The 25,537-nt window shown below is 54.0% G+C and carries 27 protein-coding genes and 1 pseudogene; 21 read left to right on the top strand and 7 right to left on the bottom strand.

The annotated features are described in order from the left end of the window. Positions 1 to 4: 4 nt before the first annotated feature. Together RHM61_RS10840 and RHM61_RS10845 are read left to right on the top strand one after the other, a co-directional pair. Complete coding sequence (locus RHM61_RS10840) at positions 5 to 1,219, top strand: sialidase family protein (RefSeq protein ID WP_322247330.1); 1,215 nt, start codon at positions 5 to 7, stop codon at positions 1,217 to 1,219. A 98-nt stretch (positions 1,220 to 1,317) separates the two neighbouring features. Continuing rightward, complete coding sequence (locus RHM61_RS10845; protein WP_322247331.1) at positions 1,318 to 1,710, top strand: hypothetical protein; 393 nt, start codon at positions 1,318 to 1,320, stop codon at positions 1,708 to 1,710. A gap of 290 nt (positions 1,711 to 2,000) precedes the next feature. Here RHM61_RS10845 and RHM61_RS10850 read toward each other — a convergent pair whose 3' ends face one another. Continuing rightward, positions 2,001 to 2,942 (bottom strand): sodium-dependent bicarbonate transport family permease, encoded by a 942-nt coding sequence (locus tag RHM61_RS10850; protein ID WP_322247332.1) that lies wholly within the window; start codon positions 2,940 to 2,942, stop codon positions 2,001 to 2,003. A 110-nt stretch (positions 2,943 to 3,052) separates the two neighbouring features. Here RHM61_RS10850 and RHM61_RS10855 point away from each other — a divergent pair, with 110 nt between their 5' ends. Beyond that, the gene (locus RHM61_RS10855) at positions 3,053 to 4,003 is read left to right on the top strand and encodes a LysR family transcriptional regulator (protein WP_322247333.1); all 951 of its coding nucleotides are present in this window, start codon (positions 3,053 to 3,055) and stop codon (positions 4,001 to 4,003) included. Here RHM61_RS10855 and RHM61_RS10860 read toward each other — a convergent pair whose 3' ends face one another. Beyond that, positions 4,004 to 5,419: an IgA Peptidase M64 gene (locus RHM61_RS10860; protein WP_322247334.1), complete on the bottom strand. Its 1,416-nt coding sequence runs from the start codon at positions 5,417 to 5,419 to the stop codon at positions 4,004 to 4,006. It abuts the gene before it with no gap. 219 nt (positions 5,420 to 5,638) lie between these two features. Between RHM61_RS10860 and atpD the strand changes: the two genes are divergently transcribed. The 9 genes from atpD to RHM61_RS10905 are packed head-to-tail and all read left to right on the top strand — an operon-like array spanning position 5,639 to position 12,303. Further along, a complete protein-coding gene (gene atpD / locus RHM61_RS10865) occupies positions 5,639 to 7,090 on the top strand; it encodes a F0F1 ATP synthase subunit beta (protein ID WP_322247335.1) in 1,452 nt (483 codons plus the stop codon). Beyond that, on the top strand, positions 7,087 to 7,491 hold the full coding sequence (locus tag RHM61_RS10870; protein ID WP_322247336.1) for a F0F1 ATP synthase subunit epsilon: 405 nt from the start codon (positions 7,087 to 7,089) through the stop codon (positions 7,489 to 7,491). Before atpD ends, RHM61_RS10870 begins: the two co-directional genes overlap by 4 nt. Next, positions 7,488 to 7,847, top strand: coding sequence for an AtpZ/AtpI family protein (locus RHM61_RS10875; protein ID WP_322247337.1), 360 nt, complete (start codon positions 7,488 to 7,490; stop codon positions 7,845 to 7,847). Before RHM61_RS10870 ends, RHM61_RS10875 begins: the two co-directional genes overlap by 4 nt. Then, on the top strand, positions 7,840 to 8,145 hold the full coding sequence (locus RHM61_RS10880; RefSeq protein WP_322247338.1) for an ATP synthase subunit I: 306 nt from the start codon (positions 7,840 to 7,842) through the stop codon (positions 8,143 to 8,145). The genes RHM61_RS10875 and RHM61_RS10880 overlap by 8 nt, the downstream gene beginning before the upstream one ends. Continuing rightward, on the top strand, positions 8,135 to 8,821 hold the full coding sequence (locus tag RHM61_RS10885) for a F0F1 ATP synthase subunit A (RefSeq protein ID WP_322247339.1): 687 nt from the start codon (positions 8,135 to 8,137) through the stop codon (positions 8,819 to 8,821). The genes RHM61_RS10880 and RHM61_RS10885 overlap by 11 nt, the downstream gene beginning before the upstream one ends. 19 nt (positions 8,822 to 8,840) lie before the next feature. Beyond that, entirely contained in the window at positions 8,841 to 9,122 is a 282-nt protein-coding gene (locus RHM61_RS10890; RefSeq protein WP_322247340.1) for a F0F1 ATP synthase subunit C, read from the top strand. Between the two features lie 3 nt (positions 9,123 to 9,125). Beyond that, positions 9,126 to 9,881, top strand: a complete 756-nt coding sequence (locus RHM61_RS10895) for a F0F1 ATP synthase subunit B (RefSeq protein WP_322247341.1) — start codon at positions 9,126 to 9,128, stop codon at positions 9,879 to 9,881. After that, the gene (locus tag RHM61_RS10900) at positions 9,878 to 11,437 is read left to right on the top strand and encodes an alternate F1F0 ATPase, F1 subunit alpha (protein ID WP_322247342.1); all 1,560 of its coding nucleotides are present in this window, start codon (positions 9,878 to 9,880) and stop codon (positions 11,435 to 11,437) included. Before RHM61_RS10895 ends, RHM61_RS10900 begins: the two co-directional genes overlap by 4 nt. Beyond that, positions 11,434 to 12,303 (top strand): F0F1 ATP synthase subunit gamma, encoded by an 870-nt coding sequence (locus RHM61_RS10905; protein WP_322247343.1) that lies wholly within the window; start codon positions 11,434 to 11,436, stop codon positions 12,301 to 12,303. Before RHM61_RS10900 ends, RHM61_RS10905 begins: the two co-directional genes overlap by 4 nt. 16 nt (positions 12,304 to 12,319) lie before the next feature. Here the strand turns inward: RHM61_RS10905 and RHM61_RS10910 are convergent, their stop codons facing one another. Together RHM61_RS10910 and RHM61_RS10915 are read right to left on the bottom strand one after the other, a co-directional pair. Then, the gene (locus RHM61_RS10910; protein ID WP_322247344.1) at positions 12,320 to 13,672 is read right to left on the bottom strand and encodes a sensor histidine kinase; all 1,353 of its coding nucleotides are present in this window, start codon (positions 13,670 to 13,672) and stop codon (positions 12,320 to 12,322) included. A gap of 19 nt (positions 13,673 to 13,691) precedes the next feature. Continuing rightward, positions 13,692 to 14,366 (bottom strand): response regulator, encoded by a 675-nt coding sequence (locus RHM61_RS10915; protein WP_322247345.1) that lies wholly within the window; start codon positions 14,364 to 14,366, stop codon positions 13,692 to 13,694. A 194-nt stretch (positions 14,367 to 14,560) separates the two neighbouring features. Here RHM61_RS10915 and RHM61_RS10920 point away from each other — a divergent pair, with 194 nt between their 5' ends. The 6 genes from RHM61_RS10920 to leuE all read left to right on the top strand — a co-directional run bounded on the left by RHM61_RS10920 (position 14,561) and on the right by leuE (position 20,364). Continuing rightward, positions 14,561 to 15,877, top strand: a complete 1,317-nt coding sequence (locus RHM61_RS10920) for a porin (protein WP_322247346.1) — start codon at positions 14,561 to 14,563, stop codon at positions 15,875 to 15,877. A 119-nt stretch (positions 15,878 to 15,996) separates the two neighbouring features. Then, on the top strand, positions 15,997 to 16,992 hold the full coding sequence (locus RHM61_RS10925) for an ABC transporter substrate-binding protein (protein WP_416200175.1): 996 nt from the start codon (positions 15,997 to 15,999) through the stop codon (positions 16,990 to 16,992). Beyond that, positions 16,992 to 17,768: an ABC transporter ATP-binding protein gene (locus tag RHM61_RS10930; RefSeq protein WP_322247347.1), complete on the top strand. Its 777-nt coding sequence runs from the start codon at positions 16,992 to 16,994 to the stop codon at positions 17,766 to 17,768. Before RHM61_RS10925 ends, RHM61_RS10930 begins: the two co-directional genes overlap by 1 nt. 15 nt (positions 17,769 to 17,783) lie before the next feature. Beyond that, positions 17,784 to 18,644: an ABC transporter permease gene (locus tag RHM61_RS10935; protein WP_322247348.1), complete on the top strand. Its 861-nt coding sequence runs from the start codon at positions 17,784 to 17,786 to the stop codon at positions 18,642 to 18,644. A gap of 189 nt (positions 18,645 to 18,833) precedes the next feature. Beyond that, a complete protein-coding gene (locus RHM61_RS10940; protein WP_322247349.1) occupies positions 18,834 to 19,580 on the top strand; it encodes an AAA family ATPase in 747 nt (248 codons plus the stop codon). A 112-nt stretch (positions 19,581 to 19,692) separates the two neighbouring features. Further along, a complete protein-coding gene (leuE, locus tag RHM61_RS10945) occupies positions 19,693 to 20,364 on the top strand; it encodes a leucine efflux protein LeuE (protein ID WP_322247350.1) in 672 nt (223 codons plus the stop codon). Between the two features lie 100 nt (positions 20,365 to 20,464). Here leuE and tnpA read toward each other — a convergent pair. Then, a pseudogene (tnpA, locus tag RHM61_RS10950) lies at positions 20,465 to 20,884 on the bottom strand (IS200/IS605 family transposase). Positions 20,885 to 20,905: 21 nt separating this feature from the next. On the opposite strand from tnpA, the gene RHM61_RS10955 reads away from it, so the two are divergent. After that, complete coding sequence (locus RHM61_RS10955) at positions 20,906 to 22,111, top strand: transposase (RefSeq protein WP_322247351.1); 1,206 nt, start codon at positions 20,906 to 20,908, stop codon at positions 22,109 to 22,111. Between the two features lie 39 nt (positions 22,112 to 22,150). On the opposite strand, the gene RHM61_RS10960 is transcribed toward RHM61_RS10955, so the two are convergent. Both RHM61_RS10960 and RHM61_RS10965 read right to left on the bottom strand, forming a co-directional pair. Continuing rightward, positions 22,151 to 22,348 (bottom strand): DUF2892 domain-containing protein, encoded by a 198-nt coding sequence (locus tag RHM61_RS10960; RefSeq protein WP_322247352.1) that lies wholly within the window; start codon positions 22,346 to 22,348, stop codon positions 22,151 to 22,153. A gap of 67 nt (positions 22,349 to 22,415) precedes the next feature. Further along, the gene (locus RHM61_RS10965; protein WP_322247353.1) at positions 22,416 to 23,195 is read right to left on the bottom strand and encodes a Crp/Fnr family transcriptional regulator; all 780 of its coding nucleotides are present in this window, start codon (positions 23,193 to 23,195) and stop codon (positions 22,416 to 22,418) included. 209 nt (positions 23,196 to 23,404) lie between these two features. Between RHM61_RS10965 and prpB the strand changes: the two genes are divergently transcribed. Together prpB and prpC are read left to right on the top strand one after the other, a co-directional pair. Next, positions 23,405 to 24,295, top strand: a complete 891-nt coding sequence (gene prpB / locus RHM61_RS10970; RefSeq protein WP_322247354.1) for a methylisocitrate lyase — start codon at positions 23,405 to 23,407, stop codon at positions 24,293 to 24,295. Positions 24,296 to 24,337: 42 nt separating this feature from the next. Then, entirely contained in the window at positions 24,338 to 25,489 is a 1,152-nt protein-coding gene (prpC, locus tag RHM61_RS10975; RefSeq protein WP_322247355.1) for a 2-methylcitrate synthase, read from the top strand. The last annotated feature ends 48 nt before the right edge of the window (positions 25,490 to 25,537 follow it).

Raw genomic sequence — 25,537 nt, forward strand, 5'->3', positions numbered from 1 at the left:
GATCATGAAACTTTTCCTTCATTTTTTTCTGAGCAGCCTGCTGCTCTTGTCTGCGCAATGGCCGCTACAGGCCAGTGCGCAGATGGATCACAGTAAGCAAAAACACGCTAAAGCAGAACTGGGCACGTCGGCGGCCTGGGATGCGCAGGGCAAGTTATGGGTCGCCAGTAAAGAAGCGGCTGCTGATGGCAAGGCGGCGTATGTGGTCCTGCAATCGTCGCTCGATATGGGTCAGACTTGGTCCGCGCCAGTACGGGCTCAAGCCACGCCGGAAGCGATTTCTGCCGATGGCGAAAATCGGCCGAAGCTGGCATTCGGGCCGCAAGGTGAAATGTATATTGCCTACACGAAGCCACTGGCCAAACCGTATACCGGTGAAATCCGCTTCGTGCGTTCGCTCGACGGGGGCGTCAGCTTTTCTGCCCCCGTGACGGTGCATGCTAACCGCGATGAAATCACCCACCGCTTTGAATCGATGATCGTCGATACAGCCGGGCGTATCTTCATCGCATGGATAGATAAGCGCGATGCGATTGCCGCCAAAGCGCGGCAACAAGCCTACACCGGTGCGGCGATTTACTACACGGTGTCGACCGATCAAGGTGGCAGTTTTCACGCCGACTACCTGCTGGCCGCGCACAGCTGTGAGTGTTGTCGCATCGCATTGGCACTCAATCCGGCCGGCCGGCCGATCGCTATGTGGCGTCATGTGTTTGAACCGAACGAGCGTGATCACGCGCTCAGTGAATTGCATGTCGATGGCAGTCATTCTGACTTGCTACGGACTAGTTTCGAGGCCTGGCGTGTTGATGCTTGCCCGCATCATGGTCCTGCCATCGCATTTGATGCGGAGGGGCGGCGTTACCAAACCTGGTTCAATGTGAAGAACGACGAAGGTGGCGTGTTTTACGCTTCGACCAATGCCCAAGCAGAGCTCGGTACGCCTATCAAATTGGGCAATGCCCAAGCCGAGCATGCCGAGGTGCAGGTGCAGGGCAAGACCGTCACTTTGGTGTGGAAACAATTTGACGGTAAGGCCAGTACGATACTCGGTAAAGTATCGAAGGATGCCGGCAGTACTTGGGAAGAGCTCGATATCGCGCAAACTTCGGGTAATTCGGATCAGCCGCATTTACTCACTGGCCCCAAGGGCCTTGTCCTGGTCTGGCGCACCCAAAATGAAGGTTTGCGTATTATTCCTGTAGGGAGCAGTAAATGAACAATGCAGTCAAAGTGATGCGCGGCTTGTTCTTGGCCGTATGCGTAATGACTATGCCGGTGCAAGCCGCTGAGATGCGGGAATTCACATCCGAGAGTATGGATAGTTTGATTCATAATCAGAAGGGCAAACCGTTTGTTTTGGTGCTGTGGTCACTCGATTGCGAGTTTTGCCAAGCAAGTTTGGCGGCTCTGGGAAAGAGCAAAAAGACCAACAAAAATGTGCGCGTGCTGAGCATCGGCACGGATTCTTTACTCGATCCGCAAAATCTCCAACTGATGAAACAAAAATTGCAGAGCTACGGCTTGAGCAGTAAGGCCTGGGCTTTCGGAGAGGAAGCGCCGGAGCGGCTGCGTTTCTCCGTGGATCCGACATGGCACGGAGAAATGCCGCGTAGTTATTGGTTCGATGCGCATGGCAAAAGAACTGCTGTGTCAGGGGTGATCGACGCTGCCGAAATTAATCAATTCTTTCATCAAAAATCTGACTAGGGTTAAAAACCCCGGCCTTCAGAGGCTGTCGCAAAAGCCTGATGGACGCTTTTTTACATCTGAAACACCGCATACCTCGTCATTCCCGCATGCCGCAGCCTCGTCATTCCCGCATGCTTTTGGCGGGAACCCAGCGTCGTTTTCAGCACTGAAAACACGATCATATCTGGGATTTTCAGTTAACCACGAACGCCGCTGGGTTCCTGCCAAAAGCGCGCAGGAATGACGTGGCTACCGGTTGGGGTAATGATACCGACTTAATACCCTTTTGCGACGATCCATTAAGTTGTTCAATGAATGAAATGCCGCACCCACTGCATATACATCGGTAGGCCGATGAAAATATTGATGGGGAAAGTAATGCCTAAGGCGGCTAACATCGCCAGCCCGATATCGGCTTGCGGGATCGCGGTTTGAATGGCGGCTGGTGCGGCAATGTAGGAGGCACTGGCGATCAAGCAGGTCAGTACGAAGGCGCTCCCGGCTGGCAGGTTGAGGGCGATGGCGATGGCGATGCCGAGGCCGGCCAAGGCAAACGGTGCGACGGCAGCGAACAGCATCAAGCGTGCATGCTGCCATGGTAAGGGTGAGCAGGCCTTGGCGGTACACAGTCCCATTTCCAGTAAAAACAAGGCGAGCATGCTTTTGTAACCATTGAGTAAGACGGGTTCCAGTGGCCCCAAACCTAGCGGTCCGTACAGATAGCCGATCACCACACCACCACCGAGTAAGAGCACGCTGCTGCTGGTCAGTGCTTCGCGCAAGATCGTGCCGCTGCCTTGCCCCTGCGTTGATCCGCTTAACTTATTGTATAAGCAGATCGCGCTGATTATCGCTGGCAATTCCAACATGACCAGGTACAGCGTGGTTTCGGGCTTGAGCGTCAAGCCGCCGGCTTTGGCCATGGTTAAGGCGACCGCAAAGGTGCCGGCACTGACCGAGCCGTAGTGGGCGGCGATACTGGCGGCATTGGCTGGGTTGAGGCCGATAGCGCGGCGTAGGATAGGGTAGCAGAGCAGTGGAATGAGGAAGCCTGCTACGGCGACGCCAGCTAAGCTAGGTAGCATCGAGAACTCAAATTTTCCATGCAAGGCCACGCCACCCTCGAGGCCCAAGACGAGCATTAATAAAATTGTCAGGGTTTGATAGACCGATTGCGGCACTTTTAAATCGGATTTCAACAAACCGGCCAGCAAACCTAAAGCAAAAAACGCGATGATGATATCGGGCATGAATCTTCCTCTGTGTGAATATGAGTGCGATTATGACTAGATTAAGCTATATTGAATAATAAATTATCTCGTTACGTAGCATAGATGATCATCTATATGAAAGCCGTTCTATGAATATTCGCCATCTCAGTTTTCGCTTGTTGCAGGTGTATGTGCAGTTGGTCCGTTCGGGCACGATTTCGGCGGCGGCGCGTGAGCTGCATTTGACTCAGCCTACCGTTTCGCTGCAGTTGAAAAAGCTGCGTGAAGCGGTGCATGACCCGCTGTTTGAAACACGCGAGGGGCGTATGGTCTTGAGCCATATCGGTGCCGAGTTATACAGCGCGGCCTGTGATGTCTTGATACGTTTCGGTGATTTCAATGAATTTCTCGAACATGCGCGCGGCGGCAGCAGCGGCCATATCACGATAGGCATTGTGACCACCGCAAAGTATGTGATGCCGCGTATTTTAGGGGCGTTTTATCGCCATTTCCCGCAAGTGAATGTTACTCTGCATATCGGTAACCGCGCACATATTCTGGAGCGTTTCGCCAAGCAGGAAGATGATTTGTATGTCTTCAGTCACCCGCCCAGTGGTCAGTCGGTACAGGCGGCGCGTATTTTGAAAAATCCCTTGCAACTGATTGCCCCGCTTGATCACTGGGCGGCACAACAGAGTGCGCTCGATTTTTCACAATTGCGGCATGAACGATTTTTAATGCGCGAGCCCGGTTCTGCTACGCGCATGATGTTTGAAGCTTGGTTGAGTGCGCAAGGCATAGAGTTGACCAACACCATGCAGATTGAGAGTAATGAAGCGATACGCTTGAGCACCGCTTCCGGCTTAGGCTTGTCGGTCATTTCTGCCCACACTTTGCAAGAAGGACGCGAGCAAGTGCTGACTTTGAATGTGAAAGGCTTTCCCTTGGAGAGCAATTGGTATTTGGTCAGTCGCAAAGATCGCCGCTTGTCTGCTGCGACTATGCAGTTGATTCGCTTTATGGCCGCGCACTTGATTGACTGTGTACAAGCTGATTGGGTGGCGGCCGATATCGATGCGCTGGCCGAGCATTTCGCTTGATCAGGGGCGGCTGTAGAGATCGATGATAAGGCTGATGGCGTCACGACAGACATCACAGAACGCATCGCTGCGATCGAACATGATGCACTGCATTTGTGGTCGGTAGTAAGCATGCGATTCGTAGTTGGCCCCTTCGAATGCACCAACGGCATGACGCTGTGCCGAGCTGGCGAACAAAGCATTGCTGAACTGTAAATCTTTGCGGAACAGGGCGTTCATTTCCGCTTCCGGGCGGTTGGCGGCGCGCAGTGCCGCGCGCTCGATCTGGTAGTTTTTGGCGTGCTCATCATAGGCTTGTTTCGGCCATGGCGTTGGTACCGGGGTAGCGCCACTGACGTGGCTGCGCCATTTCAGTTTGCTGCGCTCGGTGACTGCCGTGGCATTCGGTTCCCAGGGTTCCTGCCGTTCAGCGCTGGGCAGATAGACCGATGGGGAGGTGTAGTACTCATCGGCGAGACCGGCAAAATGGTGGCCGAATTCGTGCACGAATAAATAATTGGACCAATCATTGGAGGCTGCGGCGGTGCTGAATTGACCGAAAATACCGCCGCCGCCATAGGTGTCGTTATTCACCAGAATTTCGATGAATTCATATGGTGCATATTGAGCCAGGTCGCGCAAAGCACGGTTGTCGGTGGTCAGGATATAGCGTTCGCTGCCGAAAATATCATAACTGCTTCCCAATGGCGAGGCATGGTAGATGCCGGTCGAGGGGCGCGATATACCGGATTCCGGAGTGGGCAGGGCCAGAGCACGGACATTGAAGTCTTGTGCGCGTTCTTTGAAGGGCGAGACTTGAAATAAATGCGTACTCAAGCGGCGCGCATCGGCTTCGAATTTACCCATTTCCGCTGCGGTGTAGCCATCGCCGAGGATCAGCAGATCGACTTTGTCCGGCGCTGCGCCGCTGATCTGAATCGGGATCAGGGTCGCGTTGGCCGGTAGCGGGCTTGGTTTGCGAATCACGTCGGGTGCGTCGGTATCGATATCGATGCGCCAAGCTGGCACGAAGGCATTGTTGGCATCACGCTTGAGGACACTGATTTCTACCGCTTGCTCGGGTTTGGGAAAGCGCAGTGACTCTTGAAATCCGCGACTGATGGTGCCGGCTTCGGCGGTGCTGCGCCATTCTCCGAAGATGCTGGAAAAGCCACGTGAATACAGTAATTTGCCATCGCTTTTGGCGCGCACTTCGAGCAAATTGTTGCCGCGATTGCTGGTGTCTTGTGCTTGTTGCAGATTGCCTGGCCATGGTAAGGGCTCGATCAGCACACGTTCGAGCGCGTAGTGCTCGCTGTCAGCGTTGCCACTATGCATGTAGTCGACGCGTACGGTAGCCGGGCTCTGCGCCGCGTGGGACAGGCAGCTCAGGCTCAGTAAGAGCAGCAGCAAACTATGGGGGAACAGCCGTTTCATCGAGACTCACTTCGCAAAATCAGTATGAATAATGCCGCTGCCCTAGCGGGCGGTGCTGCTTATTGTAATCGTTTGCTGCGTAGTGCTCGCTATTTACTGTGTTTCTGATCTGTATCAATGAATGTGTAAGCAGCTTGGCATGGCTGTTTTATGGGCGTTAGTATGGGAACAGCATATTTTTCAGCACAGCTGTGCCTGATTGTTACGCAAGGAGCAAGAATGCAGGAAACCGACAGCGAAATAAGTAGTGAAATAAGGTCTGAAATAAGCAGCGGCAGCGTGGTGGCCGTGCGTGGCAGCGTGGTCGATGTACATTTCGAGGCTGCACTGCCGGCAATTCATCATTTACTCACGGCCGATAGTGGGCGTGTGCGTATGGAAGTATTGGCACACCATGAGGCCCATGTGGTGCGGGCGATTGCCTTGACCTCGACGCAGGGTTTGGCGCGCGGCATGAGCGTTATCAATACGGGCGCGCCCTTGACTGCGCCGGTTGGTAAACAAATTTTGTCCCGCATGTTCGACGTGTTCGGCACACCCATCGATCGTGGCCCGGCATTGAGCGAGGTCGAATGGCGTTCGGTACATAGGGCGGCACCGGCGCTGGCCCAACGTTCAACCAGTTCAGAGATTTTTGAAACCGGCATCAAGGCCATTGATGTGTTGGTACCGCTGGAGCGCGGCGGTAAAGCCGGTTTGTTCGGTGGTGCCGGTGTGGGCAAGACGGTGTTGCTGAGCGAAATGATACACAATATGCTCGGCCATCATGAGGGCGTGAGTATTTTCTGCGGCATCGGTGAGCGTTCACGCGAAGGCGAAGAGTTGTATCGCGATATGGAACAAGCCGGGGTGTTACCGGCGATGGTGATGCTGTTCTGTCAGATGAATGAGCCGCCTGGCGCGCGCTTTCGGGTGGCGCATGCAGCGCTGACGATGGCTGAATATTTTCGTGACGATGAGCAGCGCGATGTGCTGTTATTGGTCGATAACATTTTTCGCTTTATTCAGGCCGGTTCGGAAGTTTCCGGGCTCATGGGACAAATGCCTTCACGGCTAGGTTACCAACCGACTATGGGCAGTGAACTGGCGGGCATCGAGGAGCGTATTGCCAATACGGCGCAAGGCGCGATCACCTCGATTCAGGCGGTGTATGTGCCGGCCGATGATTTTACCGATCCGGCGGCAGTGCATACTTTTTCGCATTTGTCAGCCTCCATTGTGTTGTCGCGCAAACGCGCCAGCGAAGGCTTTTATCCGGCCATCGACGCTTTGCAATCGAGTTCTAAAATGGCGACGCCCGGCATCGTCGGCGAACGTCATTATCGCGTCGCCCAAGAGATCCGCCGCAGCTTGGCGCAATACGCCGAACTCAAAGACATCATCGCCATGCTCGGGCTCGAGCAATTGTCGGTGGAAGACCGCGCGGTAGTTGGTCGCGCCCGGCGGCTGGAACGCTTTCTCACGCAGGCATTTTTTACCACCGAACAATTTACTAATCAAGCCGGAAAATTAGTCAGCTTGGCTGACGCACTCGATGGTTGTGAGCGTATTTTGGCGGATGAATTTCAAGCCCTGCCTGAGGCGGCCTTGTACATGATAGGGCGGGTTGATGAAGCCTATGCCAAGGCCAAACTGATGGCCGCCGCGCCTGGCGCTGCGCTGTCGGCATGACGAGCATCACACCAATCAGCATGCAGTTGACAGTCTTGTTGCCGACTCACGTATTGCTCAGTGTGAGCGGAGTGCTGCGCATGGTGGTTGAGACTATCGAGGGCAGTTTCGGCATTTTGCCGCAGCGGCGCGATTGTGTCGCGGCGCTGTGTGCCGGCATGTTGACCTACCAGACTGCCGAGGAGGGGGAAGTGTTTGTCGCCGTCGATGCCGGCGTGCTGGTGAAATGCGGTTCTGAGATACGTGTTTCGGTGCGACGCGCACTGCAGAGTCGCGATCTGCATCAATTGCAGCAAGCAGTGCAGCAGGATTTTCGGCGGCTCGATGAAGATGAACAGCATTTACGGACAGTCATGATGAAATTGGAAAACAGTTTTTTACATCGATTGACGCGCTTATGAAGCCCCCTGTCAGTCGAGATAAGGCGCGGCGCGACTCAGCTGCGCAACAGTATGTACAACAGGTCGACGCGAAAGTGCAGCGCACACTGGCGGCGCGGCGGCTGCGCACGCCCGGTTTATGGGCCGGTCTGGGCAGTATGGGCTTGATCGGTTGGTCGGTAGTATTACCAACTTTGTTAGGTACGGCGCTGGGCAGTTGGCTCGATCGTACTTGGCCGGGTGAGCGTTCGTGGACTTTGGCTTTACTGGTAGCCGGGCTGATGCTCGGCTGTTTCAATGCCTGGCGCTGGCTCGATCGCGAACAACGCGCTATGCCAGCACCACCCGCAACCGCACCGGAGCCGCACGATGATTGATGCCAGCTATCTGACTTGGTTTTTCCTCGGACTGGCCGGTGCCGCGCTGGGTCTGTTTTTTTACGGCGGCTTGTGGTGGACCTTACAGCATGGTCTTCAGCGTGCCGATGCCGGCTGGTGCTTGGCCGGCAGCTTTCTGTTGCGTACCGCGGTGACGCTGCTGGGCTTGTATCTGATCGCCGATGGGCAGTGGCAGCGTATGCTGGCAGGCGTGCTGGGTTTTATTGTTATGCGCGTGGTGTTTTCTCGCTATACCTTGCGCGCGAAGCGGTCTTCGGAGCCCGACCATGCGACTTAGTCCCGATGAAATTATATTTTGGCAGTCCGGTTTTTTCAAACTCAATGCCACCATCGTCTATACCTGGCTATTGATGCTGGTGTTGGTGCTGGCGGCGCGCTGTATCACGGCGCGCCTGTCGCATGGTTTGGCACGCAGTCGTTGGCAAAATATGTTGGAAATACTGGTGGGCGAATTATTGGTACAGATCAGCGAAGTCGGTTTGGCGGCACCGCGGCGCTACCTCGATTTTCTCGGCAGCTTGTTTTTGTTTGTCGCCACATCTACCTTGTCGAGCAGCTTGCCGGGTTTTGAACCGCCCACGGCTTCGCTGTCGACTACCACGGCGCTGGCTTTGTGCGTGCTGATCGCGGTGCCGATGTTCGGAATACGTGAGCAGGGTTGGGGCGGCTATCTGAAAACCTATCTGGAACCGACCGCGCTGATGTTGCCCTTCAATTTGATCAGTGAAGTCTCACGCACGCTGGCGCTGGCGGTGCGTTTGTTTGGCAATATGATGAGCGGGGCGATGATTCTGGCGATACTGCTGGCGATCACGCCGCTGTTGTTTCCGGTGCTGATGACTGCGCTCGGCTTGCTGACCGGTTTGGTGCAGGCCTATATTTTTTTCATCCTGGCGACGGTTTATATTGCCGCTGCCAGCACGCCGCCGACCGCCACGGCATCGACTGTTTGATACAACTAAGGAAGCTCTTATGGATAGCATGACCATCATCGCCGTCGCCTCGATTCTCATCGCCGGCATGACCACCAGTTTCGGTTGCCTCGGTCCGGCTCTGGCAGAAGGGAAAGCCGTGGCGATGGCACTCAATGCCATCGCCCAGCAACCCGATGCCGCCGCCATCATCACGCGCACCTTGTTTGTCGGTTTGGCGATGATTGAGTCGACCGCGATTTATTGTTTTGTGGTGTCGATGATTCTGATTTTTGCCAATCCGTTTTGGAATCATGCGCTGACTCAGGCAGCGGGAAAATAAACCATGCTGATCGATTGGTTTACCGTGCTGGCGCAAGTTCTGAATTTTCTGGTTTTGCTCTACCTGCTGAAACGTTTTTTGTATCGCCCCATTTTGGCGGCGATCGATGCGCGCGAAACGCTGATCGCCAAACAGTTGGCGGCGGCGGCTGAAAACAAGGCCGCGGCGCAAGCGGAATTGCTGCTGTATCAGCAGCAGCATCAAGCTTTGCTGGAACAACAGCAGCGCTTACTGCAGGAAGCCAGCACCACGGCGCAGGCGGCAGCGGCGGAAATTGTCAGCACGGCCCGCAGCACGGCTGAACAAATTCGGCGACAAGCCCAGCTGGCATTAGAGGAAGAGCGCCGCCGCGCCGCGCTTGCCTTGCTGGCGCAAATTCGTCAGGAAGTGGTGGCGACCGCGCGCCAGACTCTGGCCGATCTGTGTGGTATTAATTTGGAGCAAGCATATGTTCTTGCCTTCATCGCCCATTTGCAGCAGCTTGATGCGGCTACACGCACCCTACTTACAGCGGCGGTGAGTCCGCATGGCGGCGCACCGCAGGCGTGGCTGCGCAGCGCCACCTCGCTTAGTCCGGCACAACAGGCCATGATCACTGAGGCGGTGCATACCCAACTGTCGCCGCAGGCTGAGCTGGTGTTCGATGTCGCCAGCGAGTTGGTCGGTGGTTTGGAATTAACGCTCAACGGTCGTAAGCTGGCCTGGAGTGTGGCGGCCTATCTCGATGGGCTTAACGCGCATACGACGGCGCAGCCATGAGTGCGCGCGCTCCTGGTCTGCAGTCTGTAGGTCTACGTGCATTGGATGCGCTGAGCTTGGATCGGCAAAGCTTCAAGTGGCAGGCAGCAGTGTCTGAAACCGGTCGTATTGTGCGAGTTTCCACCGGCATTGCGGTGGTGAGCGGTTTGCCTGGCGTCGGTGCCGATGAAATTCTGGAATTTCCCGATGGTTTGTACGGCATTGCATTCAATCTCGATGAGCAGGAAGTTGGTGTTGTCTTGCTCGGTGATTATAGTCAGCTGAAGGCCGGCGATGAAGTACGCCGTAGTGGTCGTGTCATGGATGTCGGCGTGGGTGAGGGTTTGCTCGGTCGTGTGATTGATCCGCTTGGGGCGGCGCTTGATGGCCTCGGCCCGCTGAATTACAGCGCGCGCTTGCCGATCGAACGTCCGGCTACCCCGATTATGGAACGCGCGGCGGTGACGGTGCCGCTGAAGACCGGTATGAAAGTGGTGGATGCCTTGATTCCGATCGGGCGTGGTCAGCGTGAATTGATACTGGGCGACCGTAAGACCGGTAAGACCGCCTTGGCGCTTGATGCGATTTTGAATCAGCGTGACGAAAACGTGATTTGCGTGTATTGTGCCATCGCTCAGCGCGGTGCCGCGCTGGCCAAAAGCATCGCTGCGCTGCGTGCTCATGGTGCGCTCGCGTATACGGTGGTAGTGGTGACACAAGGCAGCGATGCCGCCGGTTTGAGTTATATCGCACCCTATGCGGCTACCAGTATTGCCGAGTATTTTATGGAAGCCGGTCGCGATGTGCTCATCGTCTATGATGATTTGACCGAGCATGCGCGTGCCTACCGCGAGTTGTCTTTGCTGTTGCGTCGGCCACCTGGGCGCGAAGCCTTTCCCGGGGATATTTTTTACCTGCACTCGCGTCTGCTCGAGCGTGCTACCCATCTGAGTGCGGCACGCGGCGGCGGTTCGCTGACGGCCTTGCCGGTGATCGAAACCGAAGCACAGAATTTGTCGGCGTATATTCCGACCAATTTGATTTCGATTACTGATGGACAAATATATTTGTCGCCCAGTTTATTCGAACTCGGCGTGCTGCCGGCCGTCGATGTTGGTCAGTCGGTATCGCGAGTCGGTGGCAAGGCGCAGCGCGCCGCGTATCGCGCGGTGGCCGGCGATCTGAAGCTCGCGTATGCGCAGTTTGAAGAATTGGAAAGTTTCGCTCGCTTCGGTGCCCGCCTCGATGAAAAGACCGCGGCCGTGATTGAACATGGTCGGCGGATTCGCGCATGCTTGAAGCAAAGCGAACTCGATCCTTTGTCTGTGGTGGAACAGATCTGTGTGCTGCTGGCCTTGAGCGAAGGCTGGTTTGACAACGTGGTTTTGTCTGATATGCCGGCTGCCGAACAGGCGGTACGTCGGGCGGCACGTGCTTTGGATGCGGGTATTGTCCTTGCGCTGGACTCGGCTAAGCGCTTCGAAGCGGCCGATCGCGATGCCCTGCTGCTGTGCGCCAAAACGGCATTGCAAGTGTGGTCGAGCGCCGCCAGCTTGGGCACGGACGCCGCGCCATGAGCGACAGCCAGGTGGTGTTACAAAGAAAGCTGGCCAGTGCCGGCGATCTCAAGTCGGTGGTCCGCACCATGAAGGCGATGGCGGCTGCCAGCATCACTCAGTACGAAACGGCTTTGCAATCGCTCGATGCCTACTATGCGACAGTGCGGAGCGGACTGAGTGTGTGTTTGCGCGCCGAGGCGAAGTCCGTAGCGCACGCAGATCGCGCCGGCAGTACCTGCGTGGTTGTATTCGGTTCGGATCAGGGTTTGGTCGGGCAATTCAATGAAAACATGCTGCAGTTTGTCCGCAGCAGTTTGAGCGATTGGCCGCGCCGACACATCATCTGGCCGGTCGGGCAGCGTTTGCGCGCCTCGTTGGAGCAAGACTCGGCTGCGGCACCGTATTTCAGTCTGCCGGCTGGTATCAGTGTCGTCGGTGAATTAGTGGCGGCTTTGCTGATTGAAATAGAAGCGCAACGGGCGCGCGGCGAGCTTTCCGAGGTGCTGTTGTTTTATCATCAATTGCAAACCAATGCGAGCTCGACGCCGACATTGCAGCGCTTGCTGCCGCTCGATCAAAGCTGGCGCGCGGAATTACTGGCCAGCCCATGGCCGGGGCAGAATGTGCCGGCGCTGCTCAATGCGAGCGCGCTCAGTTTACGGGCTTGCGTAAGTGAATATTTGTATGTTTCCTTGTTTCGCGCTTGTGTCGCTTCCTTGGCCAGCGAAAACGCCAGCCGACTCAGTGCCATGCAGCGCGCGGAAAAAAACATCGAGGAATTGAGCCGTGACTTGACGCGCGAGCTGCAGCAACTGCGCCAGAGCAGTATCGATGAAGAATTATTCGATTTGATTGCCGGTTTTGAAGCCTTGAACCATCGGTAGTCATGCCGATCGCTTGTCACTGCGCCGCCGGAAACACCACCCGTACCAGCAAACCGCTGCCGCTCTCAGGCGTTGCCAGCGTGATGCTGGCTGCCGAGGCCAGACAAATTTCGCCAATGATGGCCAGACCAAGGCCGGAACTGTTAGGTTTGCTTTCATCGATACGGTAAAAGCGCTCGAATACTTTTTCTCTTTGTTCCGGCGCAATACCGACACCGGTATCGCTGACACTCAGTATGACTTGATCGGCCTGATGGATCAACGCCACGGTTACCGTACCGGCGATCTGCATATGGGTAATCGCGTTGTCGAGCAGATTGAAAATTAATTCTCGCAACAGATTTTGCGGGACATTGAGCACGGCATGTTCGTCCAGTGTCTCGATGCCCAGCTCGATGTGGCGTTGTTGTGCCAGCGGTGCGAGCTCTTCGATGGCGGTTTGAATAATGGCGGCAAAATGCGTTGTATGCGTGACGCTTTGTTGGCGTTTTTGTTCGACCGCGGCCAGTATCAACATTTGATTGATTACCTTGGTTGATTGTTGCACCGTTTTACGGATGGCCTTGAGTACTTCCGCTTGATCCACGTCGCGCTGACCATGCCGATGGCCGAAATCGATTTGCGAGGTGATGATCGCAAACGAAGTGCGCAACTGGTGCGCGGTATTAGCGACGAATTGTTCATAGGCCGATAGGGTTTGATCGAGCCGGACCACATACTCGTTGAGTGCTGAAATCAGCGGTTGCAATTCCACCAGCACCTTGTCTTCATCGAGTTTTTCCAGTGAGCCGGCCTGACGCTCGCGCAGTGTTTCGCCGAACTGCACCAAGGGTCTGAGGGTCCAGCGAAAGGCGATCAGCAAGCCGAAGAATAAGATGGAAATGAGTATCAAGTGTTGGCGTATCGTGATCAGAAATAATTCGCGCTGAAATGCTTGATTTCCATGCATGGTCTGCGCCACTTCGGTGATGGTGAAATCGTTTGATGCGGTACTGGTGACGGCCGTGGCATACGCGATCACGTGTACTTCTTCACCGCGCAAGGTGGTGCTGAAATAGCTTTCTTGTTCGTTGATCAGCGGCTGTGTATAGCGCGGTAACTCTTCATTGCCGGCAATCAGACGACCATTTTTGCTGCGCACCGAATAGTAGACATGATCTTGGAATTGGTTGGCGAAGAGTTCGAAAGCTGCGGGGGGCACGCTGATTTCATAGCCACCATCGCTGGCCACCAGTTGTTCGGCGATGATTTTTGCCGCGCCTTTGAGTAGTTGTTGCTGGACCAAGGTGGCGATTTTACCCGTGGTCTGATAGGTGAAGTACAGATCGATCAGGGAGATGAGCAAGGTCGGCAGGAACACCCATAGCATCAGGCGACTCTTGAGGCTTTTATTCGGTCGCAACATAACTGAGCATATAGCCTAAGCCACGCAGTGTGAGAATTTGGGCACCGGAGTGTTCGAGTTTTTTGCGTAATCTGACAATGTAAATTTCCAGGGCATGGGTGGTGACGCTGTCATCGAGTGGGAACAGACCATCGGTCAGATCGATCTTGGAAACGGTTTTGCCACTTTTTCGTATCAGCGCTTCGAGTACCGCGTGTTCACGCGGCGGCAGATTGAGCGCTTTGCCATGGCTGGCGAAGAGCTTGGAATTGCTGTCGTAACTTAAGCCGGCGCAATGCAACAGTGGATTGGCTTTGCCACTGGCGCGTCGCAACAGTGAACGCAGACGCGCTTCGAGTTCTTGTATGTCGAAAGGCTTGGCCAGATAATCATCGGCACCGAGGTTGAGATTTTCTATCACATCGGTGAGTGCATCGAGCGCGCTGATGATCAGTACCGGTACTTGGTTATCTTTGGCGCGCAGCGTCTTCAATACCGCTTGCCCTTTGATGCCGGGTAAAGTCAGATCGAGCAGAATCGCATCGTAAGTTTGCGTGACTAGAAAATGGTTCGCCTCTTCACCGGTAAAAGCTTGTTCGACGGCATAGCCGGATTGCTCGAGCAAGCGCATGAGCCACGAGGATAATTCACGGTTATCGTCGACTAAAAGTAATTTCATATGAGTAAGGCTAAAGGATTTTCAGTGGTTTGGTGTCGCTTTTTTGCCAGCGTCGTATTTTCTCTACAAAAAAATCACTGAAGGCTTATTGAAGGCTCGCGCCCGTTACAGTCGCTTCGGTTGGCACTACTCGGCAGTTCAAAGCCGTGGCTGACACCTCAACGGGCTTAGCCCATAAAAAACGGAGACAAGAAATGAAACAGAAATTAATCGTGCTCGCCATCTTAGGTGCCTTGGTCGGTACGGCGCAAGCGCAATCGGTACAAGATTTGCAGCAGGCGCTGGCGCAGGCGCAAAAAGCAGCAGCTGATGCGCAAAAAGCAGCGCAGCAGGCGATGGCTGCACTTGAACAAATTCAGCAAGCGACGGTTAAGCAACAACAAGTTGCCGATGCAGCGAAGGAAAACAAGTCGGTCACGCAGCCGGCTGGTGAAGGCTTGGTATATCGCAATGGTGACGACAGCGTGCGTCTGTATGGCTTGATCGATCTGAGCATGAGTAACAAGAGCAATGCCGATAAAACGGGAAAAACCCAAAGCGATATGTCGGTGGCCTGGTTCAGCGGTAACCGTTGGGGCATCGAGGGCGAACACGGCCTGAAAGATACCGATGGCTTGAAAGCGATTTTCAAACTCGAGAGTGAGTATGAACTGCCCACCGGGAATATGGACTCACCGGGCGTATTGTTCAATCGCGATGCCTGGTTGGGTGTACAGAGCGACAGCTTGGGTAAGCTGACGCTCGGTCGGCAAAATACCGTGGCGCGCGAATTTTCGAAAATTTACGGTGACCCGTATGGCACCGCCGCTGTGACGCTCGAGGAAGGCGGTTACACCAACAACAATAACTTCAAACAATTTATTTTCTACTCAGGCAGTGCCACTGGCACGCGCTATGACAAGGGTATCGTTTGGAAAAAAGAAATCGGTGAGTTCGTCGCCGGTGTTGGTTATCAGGTCGGCGGCGTGCCCGGCGATAACACGACGGGGTCAAGCAAAACGGTGGCGCTGGCGTATAACGGCGGCGCGAAGAATGCAGCTGGCTTTTATACTTCGGCCAACGTCAATGGTTATACACATACGGCTTACTCGCTCGGCGGTAATGTGCAATATGGCTTGCTCCGCTTCAATGCCGGGTATGTCTCGTATAAAGCTGAACAACCGGCTGCACTCGGAGATCGTACTGAAAAAGCCTATACCGTTTCGGCGAAATTCACACCTGCCGGAAAGTTCGACTATGAACTCGGCTGGCAAACTATGAATGCCACGAATGCGGCAGTCAATGGCAGCGGTTATGTGATCAATGCTTTTGGCAATACCAGCGCGGCCACGGCGACTGCCAGCGGCAAACGGAAAACTTGGTATGGCTCAGCCTTTTACCATTTCGACAAACGCACCGAATTGTATCTGGCGCTTGATCGTCTGAACACCGATGGCAAATATCTGGCAGCGCAGGCGAATGGCTTTACTTCACAGAATGAATACGCAGTCGGCATGCGTTTCAAATTCTGAGCTTCGTAAGGCGTTTGACGATCATTTGATGTGAGGGCATTTTTTTTGCGGCGATTTTCAAATCGTCGCAAAAAGTGCATACTGACGTCAAACGAAAAATAAAATCAACGGAGATTATGATGAAAACCACGCTTCAACCTATTGCAGCAATGTTATTGCTTGCCTCTTGCCTTACCGTACATGCCGCTGAAAAGATCACGATTATGGTCGGCGGTATGGAGAAACAAATTTACTTGCCTGCAAAATTGGCGGAACAATTAGGCTATTTGAAAGAAACCGGTCTCGACATCGAGTTGCTCAGCGAACCGGCCGGTGTGAATGCTGAAACGGAAATGCTGTCCGGCTCGGCTCAGGGCGTGGTCGGGTTTTATGATCATACGATTGATCTGCAGGCGCGTGGCAAATTGGTGCAATCGGTCGTGCAGTTCAGTCAGGCACCGGGTGAGGTGATTCTGGTAGCGAAGGCGGCCGCCAAGGAAATTAAATCGCCGGCCAATTTCAAAGGAAAAACTGTTGGTGTGACTGGCCTCGGGTCTTCGACGAATTTCCTGACCCAATTTTTGGCGGCCAAAGAAGGTGTCAAGAACAGTGAATTCACCACCTTGCCGGTTGGCGCAGGCTCGACCTTTATCGCCGCCATGACGCAGGGCAAGATCGATGCCGGCATGACGACGGAGCCGACTATTTCGCGTTTGGTATCGACTGGCGCGGCCAGTATTCTGGTCGATTTGCGTACCCTGAAAAGTACCGAAGCGGCGCTTGGTGGCGCTTATCCGGCGGCTTGTCTGTATATGCCTACCGCTTGGGTCAACAGCCATAAAGACCAGGTACAGAAAATCGTCACGGCCTTTGTAAAAACACTGCGCTACATCAAAACACATAGCGCTAAAGAGATCGCCGAGAAAATGCCGGCCGATTACTATGCTTCGAACAAGCAAATGTATATCGATGCGCTGGAGGGCAGTAAGCAGATGTTTACCGAAGACGGCATCATGCCGCCAACGGGTCCGGCGACCGTGCTCAAAGTACTCAATGGTTTTGATAAAGCAGTGCAGGGTAAGTCTATCAATCTGGCTAATACTTTTACATCCGAATTTGTGAAAGCAGTGAAATAATGAAGAATATTGCAATTGAAATGAACCACGTCAGCCGGAAATTCATCAGTCCGGCCGGTAAAGTCACCTTGGCTTTGCGTGACTTCAGCCTGACCGTGCATGAAGGTGATTTTTGTGCGATTGTCGGTCCTACCGGTTGTGGTAAATCGACTACGCTGGGCATGATCACCGGCCTCAATCCTCCTTCGTCCGGCACGGTGAAGGTGTTTGGCAAGCCGGTACAAGGTATCGATCCGAATATCGGTTTTGTATTTCAGGCCGATGCCGTCTTCCCTTGGAAAAACGTGATTGATAACGTCGCCATCGGACCGATTTTTCGCGGCATTGATGCCAAGCTGGCGCATGAGATGGCGGCGGAATGGGTGCGGCGGGTTGGGCTGTCCGGTTTTGAATACCATTATCCGCATCAATTGTCGGGGGGCATGCGCAAACGCGTGGCCTTGGCTCAGACCTTCATCAATGAACCGAAAATTTTGCTGATGGATGAACCGTTCTCGGCGCTCGATGTGCAAACCCGCGCGCTGATGCAGGATGAATTGCTCGGCTTGTGGTCAGAGAAAAAAGCCTCGGTGGTGTTTGTCACGCATGATATCGAAGAAGCGATTGCGCTGGCCGATCGGGTGGTGGTGCTGTCGAAAGGGCCTGGTTCGGTGAAAAGCAGTTATGAAATTCCGCTGGCACGGCCGCGCGATGTTTCGGAAGCGCGCTACACCAAGGAATTCATCGACTTGTCCAAACAGATTTGGACCGACCTTAAAGACGAAGTCCAAATTTAAAGTGAGATGTGCATCATGACAACTGTAAAACAAGCGGTACCGGCCGCATTCGGGGCCGAAGAATTGAAAGCCATCGCGCGCGCACGGCGCCATCACCAGTTGGTAATTTTTTTGCGGCTGGCGCTGGCCGTGGTGGTATTGGCGAGCTGGGAAGGCTCGGTCTATCTGGGCTGGATTGATCCATTCTTCTTCTCGCAACCAACGGCCATTTATGAACAATTGCTGGTGTGGATTACCGAAGGTACGTCGCAGGGGCCATTATGGCGTGAACTGCTGGTGACGATGGAAGAGACGGTGTTCGGTTTTCTGATCGGCAGCGCGCTGGGGATTATTTTTGGCATCGCTTTGGGACGTAACAAGCTCGCTTCCGATGTGCTGAGTATCTATATCAAGGTCGCTAATGCAATACCGCGGGTGGTATTGGGATCGATTTTCATCATCATGTTTGGTCTGGGCATGGGTTCGAAAATTGCGTTGGCGGTGGTGATGGTGTTTTTCGTCGTGTTCGGCAATGCCTTTCAGGGTGTGCGCGAAGCCGATAAAAATTTGATCGCGAATGCCTATATTTTGGGTGCCAGCAAACGCCAGGTGACTTTTTCGGTGGTCTTTCCTTCGGCCTTGACGTGGATTTTAGCGAGCTTGCATGTCAGCTTCGGCTTCGCCTTGGTCGGTGCTGTGGTCGGTGAATTCCTCGGTGCGCGGCATGGCATCGGTTTGTTGATCGCCACGGCGCAGGGGACGTTCAATGCGGCCGGCGTGTTTGCTGCGATGATCGTGTTGGCCGTGGTGGCGCTGGTCGCCGAGTATCTGTTGACGGCGGTAGAAAATAAATTGCTGAAATGGCGTCCGGTTCAGTTTGTCGAGCAGGGGATGTAATTTTTTGTCAGATGTCTGGTGAAAGTTGTTGAGTACATGCCGTTCAGCCATAAGCTGGACGGTTTTTTTTTGCTTTGCACTGTCGCCTCAGCGTCACTGTGGTTTCGCCGCTGCTCAGATATACTGAGGGCAGGAGTCCGCTGTCATTGTGTGGGCATGTACTGATTTTTTTTTCGCTTCGTCACGATCATGATTTCTTCTCAATACCTGAGCGAACTACGCTTGCAGCGCGATAAAATCGACGATGCCAATCGTTACCCATACAACTTGCCGCTGCTGCGCAACTTTGATCGTGTTGCCTTGCATCCGGAAGTGACTTTTCTGGTCGGTGAAAATGGTTCGGGTAAATCGACCTTGCTCGAAGCCATCGCCATTTCGCTCGGTTTCAATGCCGAAGGCGGCAGTAAGAATTTCAACTTCAGCACCCGTGCTTCGCATTCTGATTTGCATACCTGTTTGCGCGTGGCCAAGGGTTGGCGGCGGCCGCGCGATGGGTTTTTTTTGCGCGCCGAAAGTTTTTTCAATGTCGCCACCGCCATCGAAGAGCTTGATGCCGGTCCGGGCGGGGCCGGTTTGAGCGCTGCCTATGGCGGCCGCTCTTTGCACGAACAATCGCATGGGGAATCGTTTCTGGCGCTGCTGACCGAGCGCTTTCGCGGCCAAGGCTTGTACTTACTCGACGAACCGGAAGCGGCCTTATCGCCGCAGCGGCAATTGGCCGTGTTATCGCGCATGCATGATTTGATCGCCGATCAATCACAATTCATCATCGCCACCCATTCGCCGATTTTGCTGGCGTATCCGGGGGCCTTGATCTTGCAGTGCAGTGAAAATGGCATCGAACCGGTTGCCTATGAAGAAACCGAGCATTTCTTGGTGACGCGCGATTTCCTTGTTGACCCGCAGCGCATGCTGAAAGTGTTGCTGGAGAGATAGATATTCAAGCTTATTCAGAAAGTGGCCTTGGTTCGCATTCATCATTCGCCAACATCATTGCTGCACTGCTATGATATCAAGCTTCTTAATCACAGCCCGGTTGCGCGCTCTTATGAATACCTTGATACACCACAGCTTTGGCATCGTCGATTTCTGGACTTTTTTACTCGGCACGATTTTCATCGTCTTGTTGCCAGGCCCGAATTCTCTCTATGTACTCAGCGTCGCCGCACAACGTGGTGTGCGCCAAGCCTACCGCGGAGCCTGCGGGGTGTTTCTGGGTGACATGATTTTGATGCTCTTATCGGCCGGCGGTATGGCTTCTTTACTCAAAAGTAATCCGAATTTATTTTACGGCGTGAAGTATGTCGGTGCCGCCTATCTCGGGTGGATGGGGATACAGATGTTACTCAGCTGCGTGGCTCGCTTGCGTAATGCCGCACCTGCTGCTGCCGTCGCGGAGGTAGTCAATGCCAGCGGCGGGGAAGAGCCGTTCACCAAGGCTTTGTTGATCAGTTTGATGAATCCGAAAGCGATTCTGTTTTTCATTTCTTTCTTCATTCAATTTGTCGATCCGGCTTTCGCTACACCGCTGCTGTCGTATGCCTTTTTAGCATTGATTTGCCAGATCACCAGCTTCACTTACCTGACCGCCCTGATTTTTCTCGGTGTGCGCATGGCGGCAGCATTTCGGCGCCGTCGTCGCCTGTCGGCCGGCATGAGCGGCGGGGTTGGCGCTTTGTTCATCGGCTTTGGGGTGAAGTTGGCGACGGCGACGTTGTAAGCGGCGTGGTATTTACCGGAATTGAGCGAAAAGCCCCGTCTCTTCAGGTCGGGGATGGATAGCTCGGAAGGCGAAGCCTTCCTTGCCTTGAACTCTTGATTTAGTGTGGCGTTTGTTGTTGCTCAATGTACTTGCGAATCACAGCAATAGGAGCGCCACCACAGCTTCCAGCAAAGTAGCTGGGCGACTATAAAGCGCCACCCCATAACTTCTTTTGAATGCTCGGATATTTTTTCTTTCGAATCATCAAACTTGATATTCCCTTGAGACTATTGACCAGTTTTGACACGGCCACTTTAGGCGGGTAGTTCAGCAACAGGTGAACGTGGTCGTCCTCACCGTCAAACTCCACCAGTTCCGATTCAAAGTCATTGCAGACACTGGCTAATATTGGGCGTAAATCGTCAAGAATGTCTTTTGTGAATACGCCACGTCGGTATTTTGTCACAAAGACCAGATGTACATGCATCATAAAAACGCAGTGTCTTCCCTTACTAATATCGTTGTTGTCTTCGCTCATAGACCAGAGTAGGATCGAACTATGCAAAGACTTCAAGCCTTTAAATACGAACTGATGCCAGACGGCAAACAGCAGCGCGACATGCGCCGCTTCGCTGGCGCGTGTCGGTTCGCCTATAACAAGGCTTTAGCGATGCAAAAATCCTTATACGAACAGGGTCAGAAAAAACAGGGATATGCTGGCCTGTGCAAAAGTCTTGTAGGATGGAAGGCAGAGACGACTTGGCTGACAGAAACGCCATCTCAGGCATTGCAGCAAACATTGAAGGATTTGGAACGAGCCTATAGCAATTTCTTCGCCAAACGTGCCGACTTCCCTCGCTTCAAGAAAAAAGGGCGGGGGGATAGTTTCCGTTATCCTCAAGGATGCAAATTAGATCAACCCAACAGTCGTATATTTCTACCTAAGCTCGGCTGGATTCGTTACCGCAATAGTCGTGACGCGTTGGGTGAAGTGAGTAATGTCACTGTTAGTCAGTCTAACGGCAAATGGTTCGTTTCGATTCAAACCGAGCGCGAAGTTGAGCAGCCATTGCCAACGGCGACAAGCGCCATCGGCATCGATGTCGGCATTGCGCGGTTCGCCACCATGAGCGACGAGAGTTTCATTGCGCCGCTCAATAGTTTTAAGAAACATCAGCAGCGCCTTGCACGCTATCAACGTCGCATGAGCCGCAAGCTCAAGTTCAGCAGTAACTGGAAGAAGGCGAAAGCCCGCGTCCAGAAGATTCACACCGTCATCGCTAACACCCGAAAAGACTTCCTGCACAAAATCACAACGACGATCAGCCAAAACCACGCGCTCGTTTGTATTGAGGATTTGCAAGTACGGAACATGTCCAAGTCTTCCAAGGGCAACAGCGAACAACACGGCAAGATAGTGAAACAGAAGTCCGGCCTGAATCGCTCCATTCTCGACCAAGGCTGGGGCGAGTTCAGGCGGCAGCTCGACTACAAGGTGTCGTGGAATGGCGGCACGCTGCTGGCCGTTCCTCCACACAACACCAGTCGCACTTGCCCGTGCTGCGGTCACGTATCAAAGGACAATCGGCAAACACAAGCAAAATTCTTGTGCGTCGATTGCGGCTATGAAAATCACGCCGATGTGGTTGGTGCGATCAATGTTTTAGAGCGGGGATACCGCTTGTTAGCCTGTGGAGAGTCGGCGCAGTCAGGCCGCTCGATGAAGCAGGAACCCACCGAAGCGACTCAAGCAGTTTTTGTTTGAGCGCCGTAGGAATCCCTGTCCTTTAGGGCGGCGAGGATGTCAATTGTTGCGGATGGCGCAGGTCGTGAAGCCGAACGGCAGGTAGGCTGGACAACGGCCGACCAAGCCGGTCAGCAGTGGGATGAGGCCGAGATAGCCCCAGGGCGTTTGCGGGCCGAAAAAGGCCAGGCTCAGTATGGCTGCGCCGAGCAGCAGACGGAGGATACGGTCGGCATTACCTACATTTTGTTTAAACATGGTGATTTCCTTGCTGTGTATGAAGCTGTATTACACCGCGGCGGCGGCAGGACCGTCTGTGACTAGCTCACAGATGGCGCAAAACAATGGTTTGCAGCAAGGCGCGGTCACAGATTTCTATTTGCTTATGCCCGAGGCGCAGCGCGCCCTGATGCTCAAATTCCTTGAGCATGCGCGAAACGACTTCGCGTGCCGAGCCCAATTCGACGGCGAGCTGTTGGTGCGTGGCCAATACGATGCCGGCAGTGTCTGGTGCCGCGAGTAAGTATCGGGCCAGTCTGACATCGATACGTTGCAGGGCGATTTCTTCTATGCGGGCGATCAGATTTCCTAGCCTTTGCGAGAAGGCGGCAAACACGAAACGACGGAAGGCCGGACTGTTGCTGAGTGCTTGTTCGAAGGCTGCCGCATCGAGCGTCAGCGCGTGCACCTGGGTTTCGGCAATAGCGCTGGCCGGATAGCATTCTTGGGCCATCAGACAGGAGGTGGTGATGCTGCAGGTTTCGCCGCCGTTGACACGATAGAGCACAATTTCACGGCCGTTTTCGGCCGTTTTTACTACCCGCACCGTTCCCGCCGTCACGACAAAGTAGCGCTCACAACGGTCGCCCGGACGAAACACGACGGTGCCGACCGGAAGCAGGATTTCCTGACATGCCGGCATCAAGGCGCGCCAGTCGGCTGGGCTCAGCATGGCATTGCTTGGTACAGCTTGGGCGCGGCGTAACGCGTGTTGCGTGGTGACAGGAGGGACGGCGACATCGGCTTGCTCGCTTGTATGCAGACAGAGAAGGCTTGATGATACGGCTTTCAGCATGACGGCGGTAGCTTTAGAACGTGCAGACATCGTTGGCGCAACGTTTCAATCGTGTTTCATATGTGTTTCAATGGATTTAAATTGCAACGCCATGTGAAACGTATACCGATTGTTTTGGGATAGGTTTTTCTTGCTAGCGGCGCTAAGTCGATGATTTTGTTGAGGAGTTTATATTTCTCTCACTGTTGGCATGGTGTTTGCGTTATGCCTGACAGTTCCTACCCTTTCCGGAGTGAAAAATGAGTCATTATTCAGCAGGCGCCGCTTTCCGCAAGGCGATCCAAGAAGAATCACCTTTGCAAGTGATCGGCGCGATCAATGCCAATCATGCCTTGCTGGCCAAGCGTGCCGGTTTCAAGGCGATTTACTTGTCCGGTGGCGGCGTTGCTGCCGGTTCCCTGGGTTTGCCTGATCTCGGTATTTCCAATCTCGACGATGTGCTCACCGATGTGCGCCGCATTACCGATGTCTGCGATTTACCGCTGCTAGTCGATGCCGATACCGGCTTCGGGGCGTCGGCTTTCAATGTTGCCCGTACTGTTAAGTCGATGATTAAATTCGGCGCGGCGGCCATCCATATCGAAGACCAGGTCGGTGCCAAGCGCTGCGGTCATCGTCCCGGTAAAGAAATCGTCACGCAGCAGGAAATGGTTGACCGTATCAAGGCGGCGGTGGATGCCCGTAGCGATCCCGATTTCGTGATCATGGCGCGTACCGATGCCTTGGCGGTGGAAGGCTTTGAGCGTGCGCTCGAACGTGCCCACGCCTATGTCGAAGCCGGTGCCGATATGGTGTTTCCGGAAGCGATCACGGAATTGCCTATGTATCAGCGTTTCGCTGCGCATTTGCGCGTGCCGATTCTGGCCAATATTACCGAATTCGGTGCTACACCTTTGTTCACGGTGGAAGAGTTGAAATCGGTCGACGTCGGTCTGGTGCTGTATCCCTTGTCGGCTTTCCGTGCCATGAATAAGGCAGCGGAAAATGTGTATGAAGCGATCCGTCGCGATGGTACACAGAAAAACGTCGTCGATACCATGCAAACGCGGATGGAACTCTACGAGCGCATCAATTACCACAGCTTCGAGCAAAAGCTCGACGCGCTGTTTGCTCAGCAAAAAAACAAATAAAACCATTCCTTACCATATCTGCGAGACATCGAGGAGCAAAAAATGACTGAAGCTACTACCCCATTCAAACCGAAAAAATCGGTGGCCTTGTCCGGTGTTACCGCCGGCAATACCGCTTTGTGCACGGTCGGCAAGACCGGCAATGATTTACATTATCGCGGCTACGATATTCTCGACATCGCCACCACGTGTGAATTCGAAGAAATCGCGCATTTGCTGGTGCATGGCAAATTGCCGACGCCGGCCGAACTGCTCGCTTATAAAGCCAAACTCAAAGCCCTGCGCGGTTTGCCAGCCAGTTTGAAGGCGGCCTTGGAATGTTTGCCGGCTTCGGCTCATCCTATGGATGTGATGCGCACCGGGGTGTCTGCACTCGGTTGCATGCTGCCGGAAAAAGATGATCATAATTTGCCGGGCGCGCGCGATATTGCCGATCAATTGATGGCGTCGTTCGGTTCCATGCTGCTGTACTGGTACCACTACAGCCACAATGGCCGCCGCATCGAAGTTGAAACCGGCGATGATTCCATCGGTGGCCACTTCTTGCATCTGTTGCACGGCATTGCGCCGTCTGCGCAATGGGTCAGCGCCATGCATACTTCCTTGATTTTGTACGCGGAACATGAATTCAATGCTTCGACCTTTGCCGGTCGCGTCATCGCCGGTACTGGTTCCGACATGCATTCGGCCGTGGCCGGTGCCATTGGTGCTTTGCGCGGTCCTAAGCATGGCGGTGCCAATGAAGTCGCTTTCGAAATTCAGAAACGTTACGATAATCCGGACGAAGCCGAAGCCGATATCAAAAAACGTGTGGAAAACAAAGAAGTGGTGATTGGTTTCGGCCATCCGGTGTATACCATTTCTGATCCGCGCAACAAGGTCATCAAAGATGTTGCCAAAGAATTGTCGCAACAGGCCGGTTCGACCAAGATGTACGATATCGCTGAACGGCTTGAAAGCGTGATGTGGGAAGCGAAAAAAATGTTCCCGAATCTCGATTGGTTCTCGGCGGTGTCGTATCACATGATGGGCGTGCCGACGGCGATGTTTACGCCCTTGTTCGTGATTGCCCGTACTTCCGGTTGGGCCGCCCATATCATCGAGCAACGCATCGATAACAAGATCATTCGTCCGAGTGCCAATTATGTTGGCCCGGAAGATCTCGCATTTGTGCCACTTAAAGACCGTCAATAAGCTGCGCGCCGACGCTGCCGCCGTGATTACTGCGGCGGCGCCGCTGCT

This window comes from Undibacterium sp. CCC3.4 (assembly GCF_034347425.1).
Lineage (GTDB): Bacteria > Pseudomonadota > Gammaproteobacteria > Burkholderiales > Burkholderiaceae_D > Undibacterium.

What these genes read in the sequence shown, in the direction of transcription:
- RHM61_RS10840 (WP_322247330.1), top strand. Translation starts at nt 5, where the DNA reads ATGAAACTTTTCCTTCATTTTTTTCTGAGCAGCCTGCTGCTCTTGTCT.
- RHM61_RS10845 (WP_322247331.1), top strand. Translation starts at nt 1,318, where the DNA reads ATGGATAGTTTGATTCATAATCAGAAGGGCAAACCGTTTGTTTTGGTG.
- RHM61_RS10850 (WP_322247332.1), bottom strand. Translation starts at nt 2,942, where the DNA reads ATGCCCGATATCATCATCGCGTTTTTTGCTTTAGGTTTGCTGGCCGGT.
- RHM61_RS10855 (WP_322247333.1), top strand. Translation starts at nt 3,053, where the DNA reads ATGAATATTCGCCATCTCAGTTTTCGCTTGTTGCAGGTGTATGTGCAG.
- RHM61_RS10860 (WP_322247334.1), bottom strand. Translation starts at nt 5,419, where the DNA reads ATGAAACGGCTGTTCCCCCATAGTTTGCTGCTGCTCTTACTGAGCCTG.
- atpD (WP_322247335.1), top strand. Translation starts at nt 5,639, where the DNA reads ATGCAGGAAACCGACAGCGAAATAAGTAGTGAAATAAGGTCTGAAATA.
- RHM61_RS10870 (WP_322247336.1), top strand. Translation starts at nt 7,087, where the DNA reads ATGACGAGCATCACACCAATCAGCATGCAGTTGACAGTCTTGTTGCCG.
- RHM61_RS10875 (WP_322247337.1), top strand. Translation starts at nt 7,488, where the DNA reads ATGAAGCCCCCTGTCAGTCGAGATAAGGCGCGGCGCGACTCAGCTGCG.
- RHM61_RS10880 (WP_322247338.1), top strand. Translation starts at nt 7,840, where the DNA reads ATGATTGATGCCAGCTATCTGACTTGGTTTTTCCTCGGACTGGCCGGT.
- RHM61_RS10885 (WP_322247339.1), top strand. Translation starts at nt 8,135, where the DNA reads ATGCGACTTAGTCCCGATGAAATTATATTTTGGCAGTCCGGTTTTTTC.
- RHM61_RS10890 (WP_322247340.1), top strand. Translation starts at nt 8,841, where the DNA reads ATGGATAGCATGACCATCATCGCCGTCGCCTCGATTCTCATCGCCGGC.
- RHM61_RS10895 (WP_322247341.1), top strand. Translation starts at nt 9,126, where the DNA reads ATGCTGATCGATTGGTTTACCGTGCTGGCGCAAGTTCTGAATTTTCTG.
- RHM61_RS10900 (WP_322247342.1), top strand. Translation starts at nt 9,878, where the DNA reads ATGAGTGCGCGCGCTCCTGGTCTGCAGTCTGTAGGTCTACGTGCATTG.
- RHM61_RS10905 (WP_322247343.1), top strand. Translation starts at nt 11,434, where the DNA reads ATGAGCGACAGCCAGGTGGTGTTACAAAGAAAGCTGGCCAGTGCCGGC.
- RHM61_RS10910 (WP_322247344.1), bottom strand. Translation starts at nt 13,672, where the DNA reads ATGCTATGGGTGTTCCTGCCGACCTTGCTCATCTCCCTGATCGATCTG.
- RHM61_RS10915 (WP_322247345.1), bottom strand. Translation starts at nt 14,366, where the DNA reads ATGAAATTACTTTTAGTCGACGATAACCGTGAATTATCCTCGTGGCTC.
- RHM61_RS10920 (WP_322247346.1), top strand. Translation starts at nt 14,561, where the DNA reads ATGAAACAGAAATTAATCGTGCTCGCCATCTTAGGTGCCTTGGTCGGT.
- RHM61_RS10925 (WP_416200175.1), top strand. Translation starts at nt 15,997, where the DNA reads ATGAAAACCACGCTTCAACCTATTGCAGCAATGTTATTGCTTGCCTCT.
- RHM61_RS10930 (WP_322247347.1), top strand. Translation starts at nt 16,992, where the DNA reads ATGAAGAATATTGCAATTGAAATGAACCACGTCAGCCGGAAATTCATC.
- RHM61_RS10935 (WP_322247348.1), top strand. Translation starts at nt 17,784, where the DNA reads ATGACAACTGTAAAACAAGCGGTACCGGCCGCATTCGGGGCCGAAGAA.
- RHM61_RS10940 (WP_322247349.1), top strand. Translation starts at nt 18,834, where the DNA reads ATGATTTCTTCTCAATACCTGAGCGAACTACGCTTGCAGCGCGATAAA.
- leuE (WP_322247350.1), top strand. Translation starts at nt 19,693, where the DNA reads ATGAATACCTTGATACACCACAGCTTTGGCATCGTCGATTTCTGGACT.
- RHM61_RS10955 (WP_322247351.1), top strand. Translation starts at nt 20,906, where the DNA reads ATGCAAAGACTTCAAGCCTTTAAATACGAACTGATGCCAGACGGCAAA.
- RHM61_RS10960 (WP_322247352.1), bottom strand. Translation starts at nt 22,348, where the DNA reads ATGTTTAAACAAAATGTAGGTAATGCCGACCGTATCCTCCGTCTGCTG.
- RHM61_RS10965 (WP_322247353.1), bottom strand. Translation starts at nt 23,195, where the DNA reads ATGTCTGCACGTTCTAAAGCTACCGCCGTCATGCTGAAAGCCGTATCA.
- prpB (WP_322247354.1), top strand. Translation starts at nt 23,405, where the DNA reads ATGAGTCATTATTCAGCAGGCGCCGCTTTCCGCAAGGCGATCCAAGAA.
- prpC (WP_322247355.1), top strand. Translation starts at nt 24,338, where the DNA reads ATGACTGAAGCTACTACCCCATTCAAACCGAAAAAATCGGTGGCCTTG.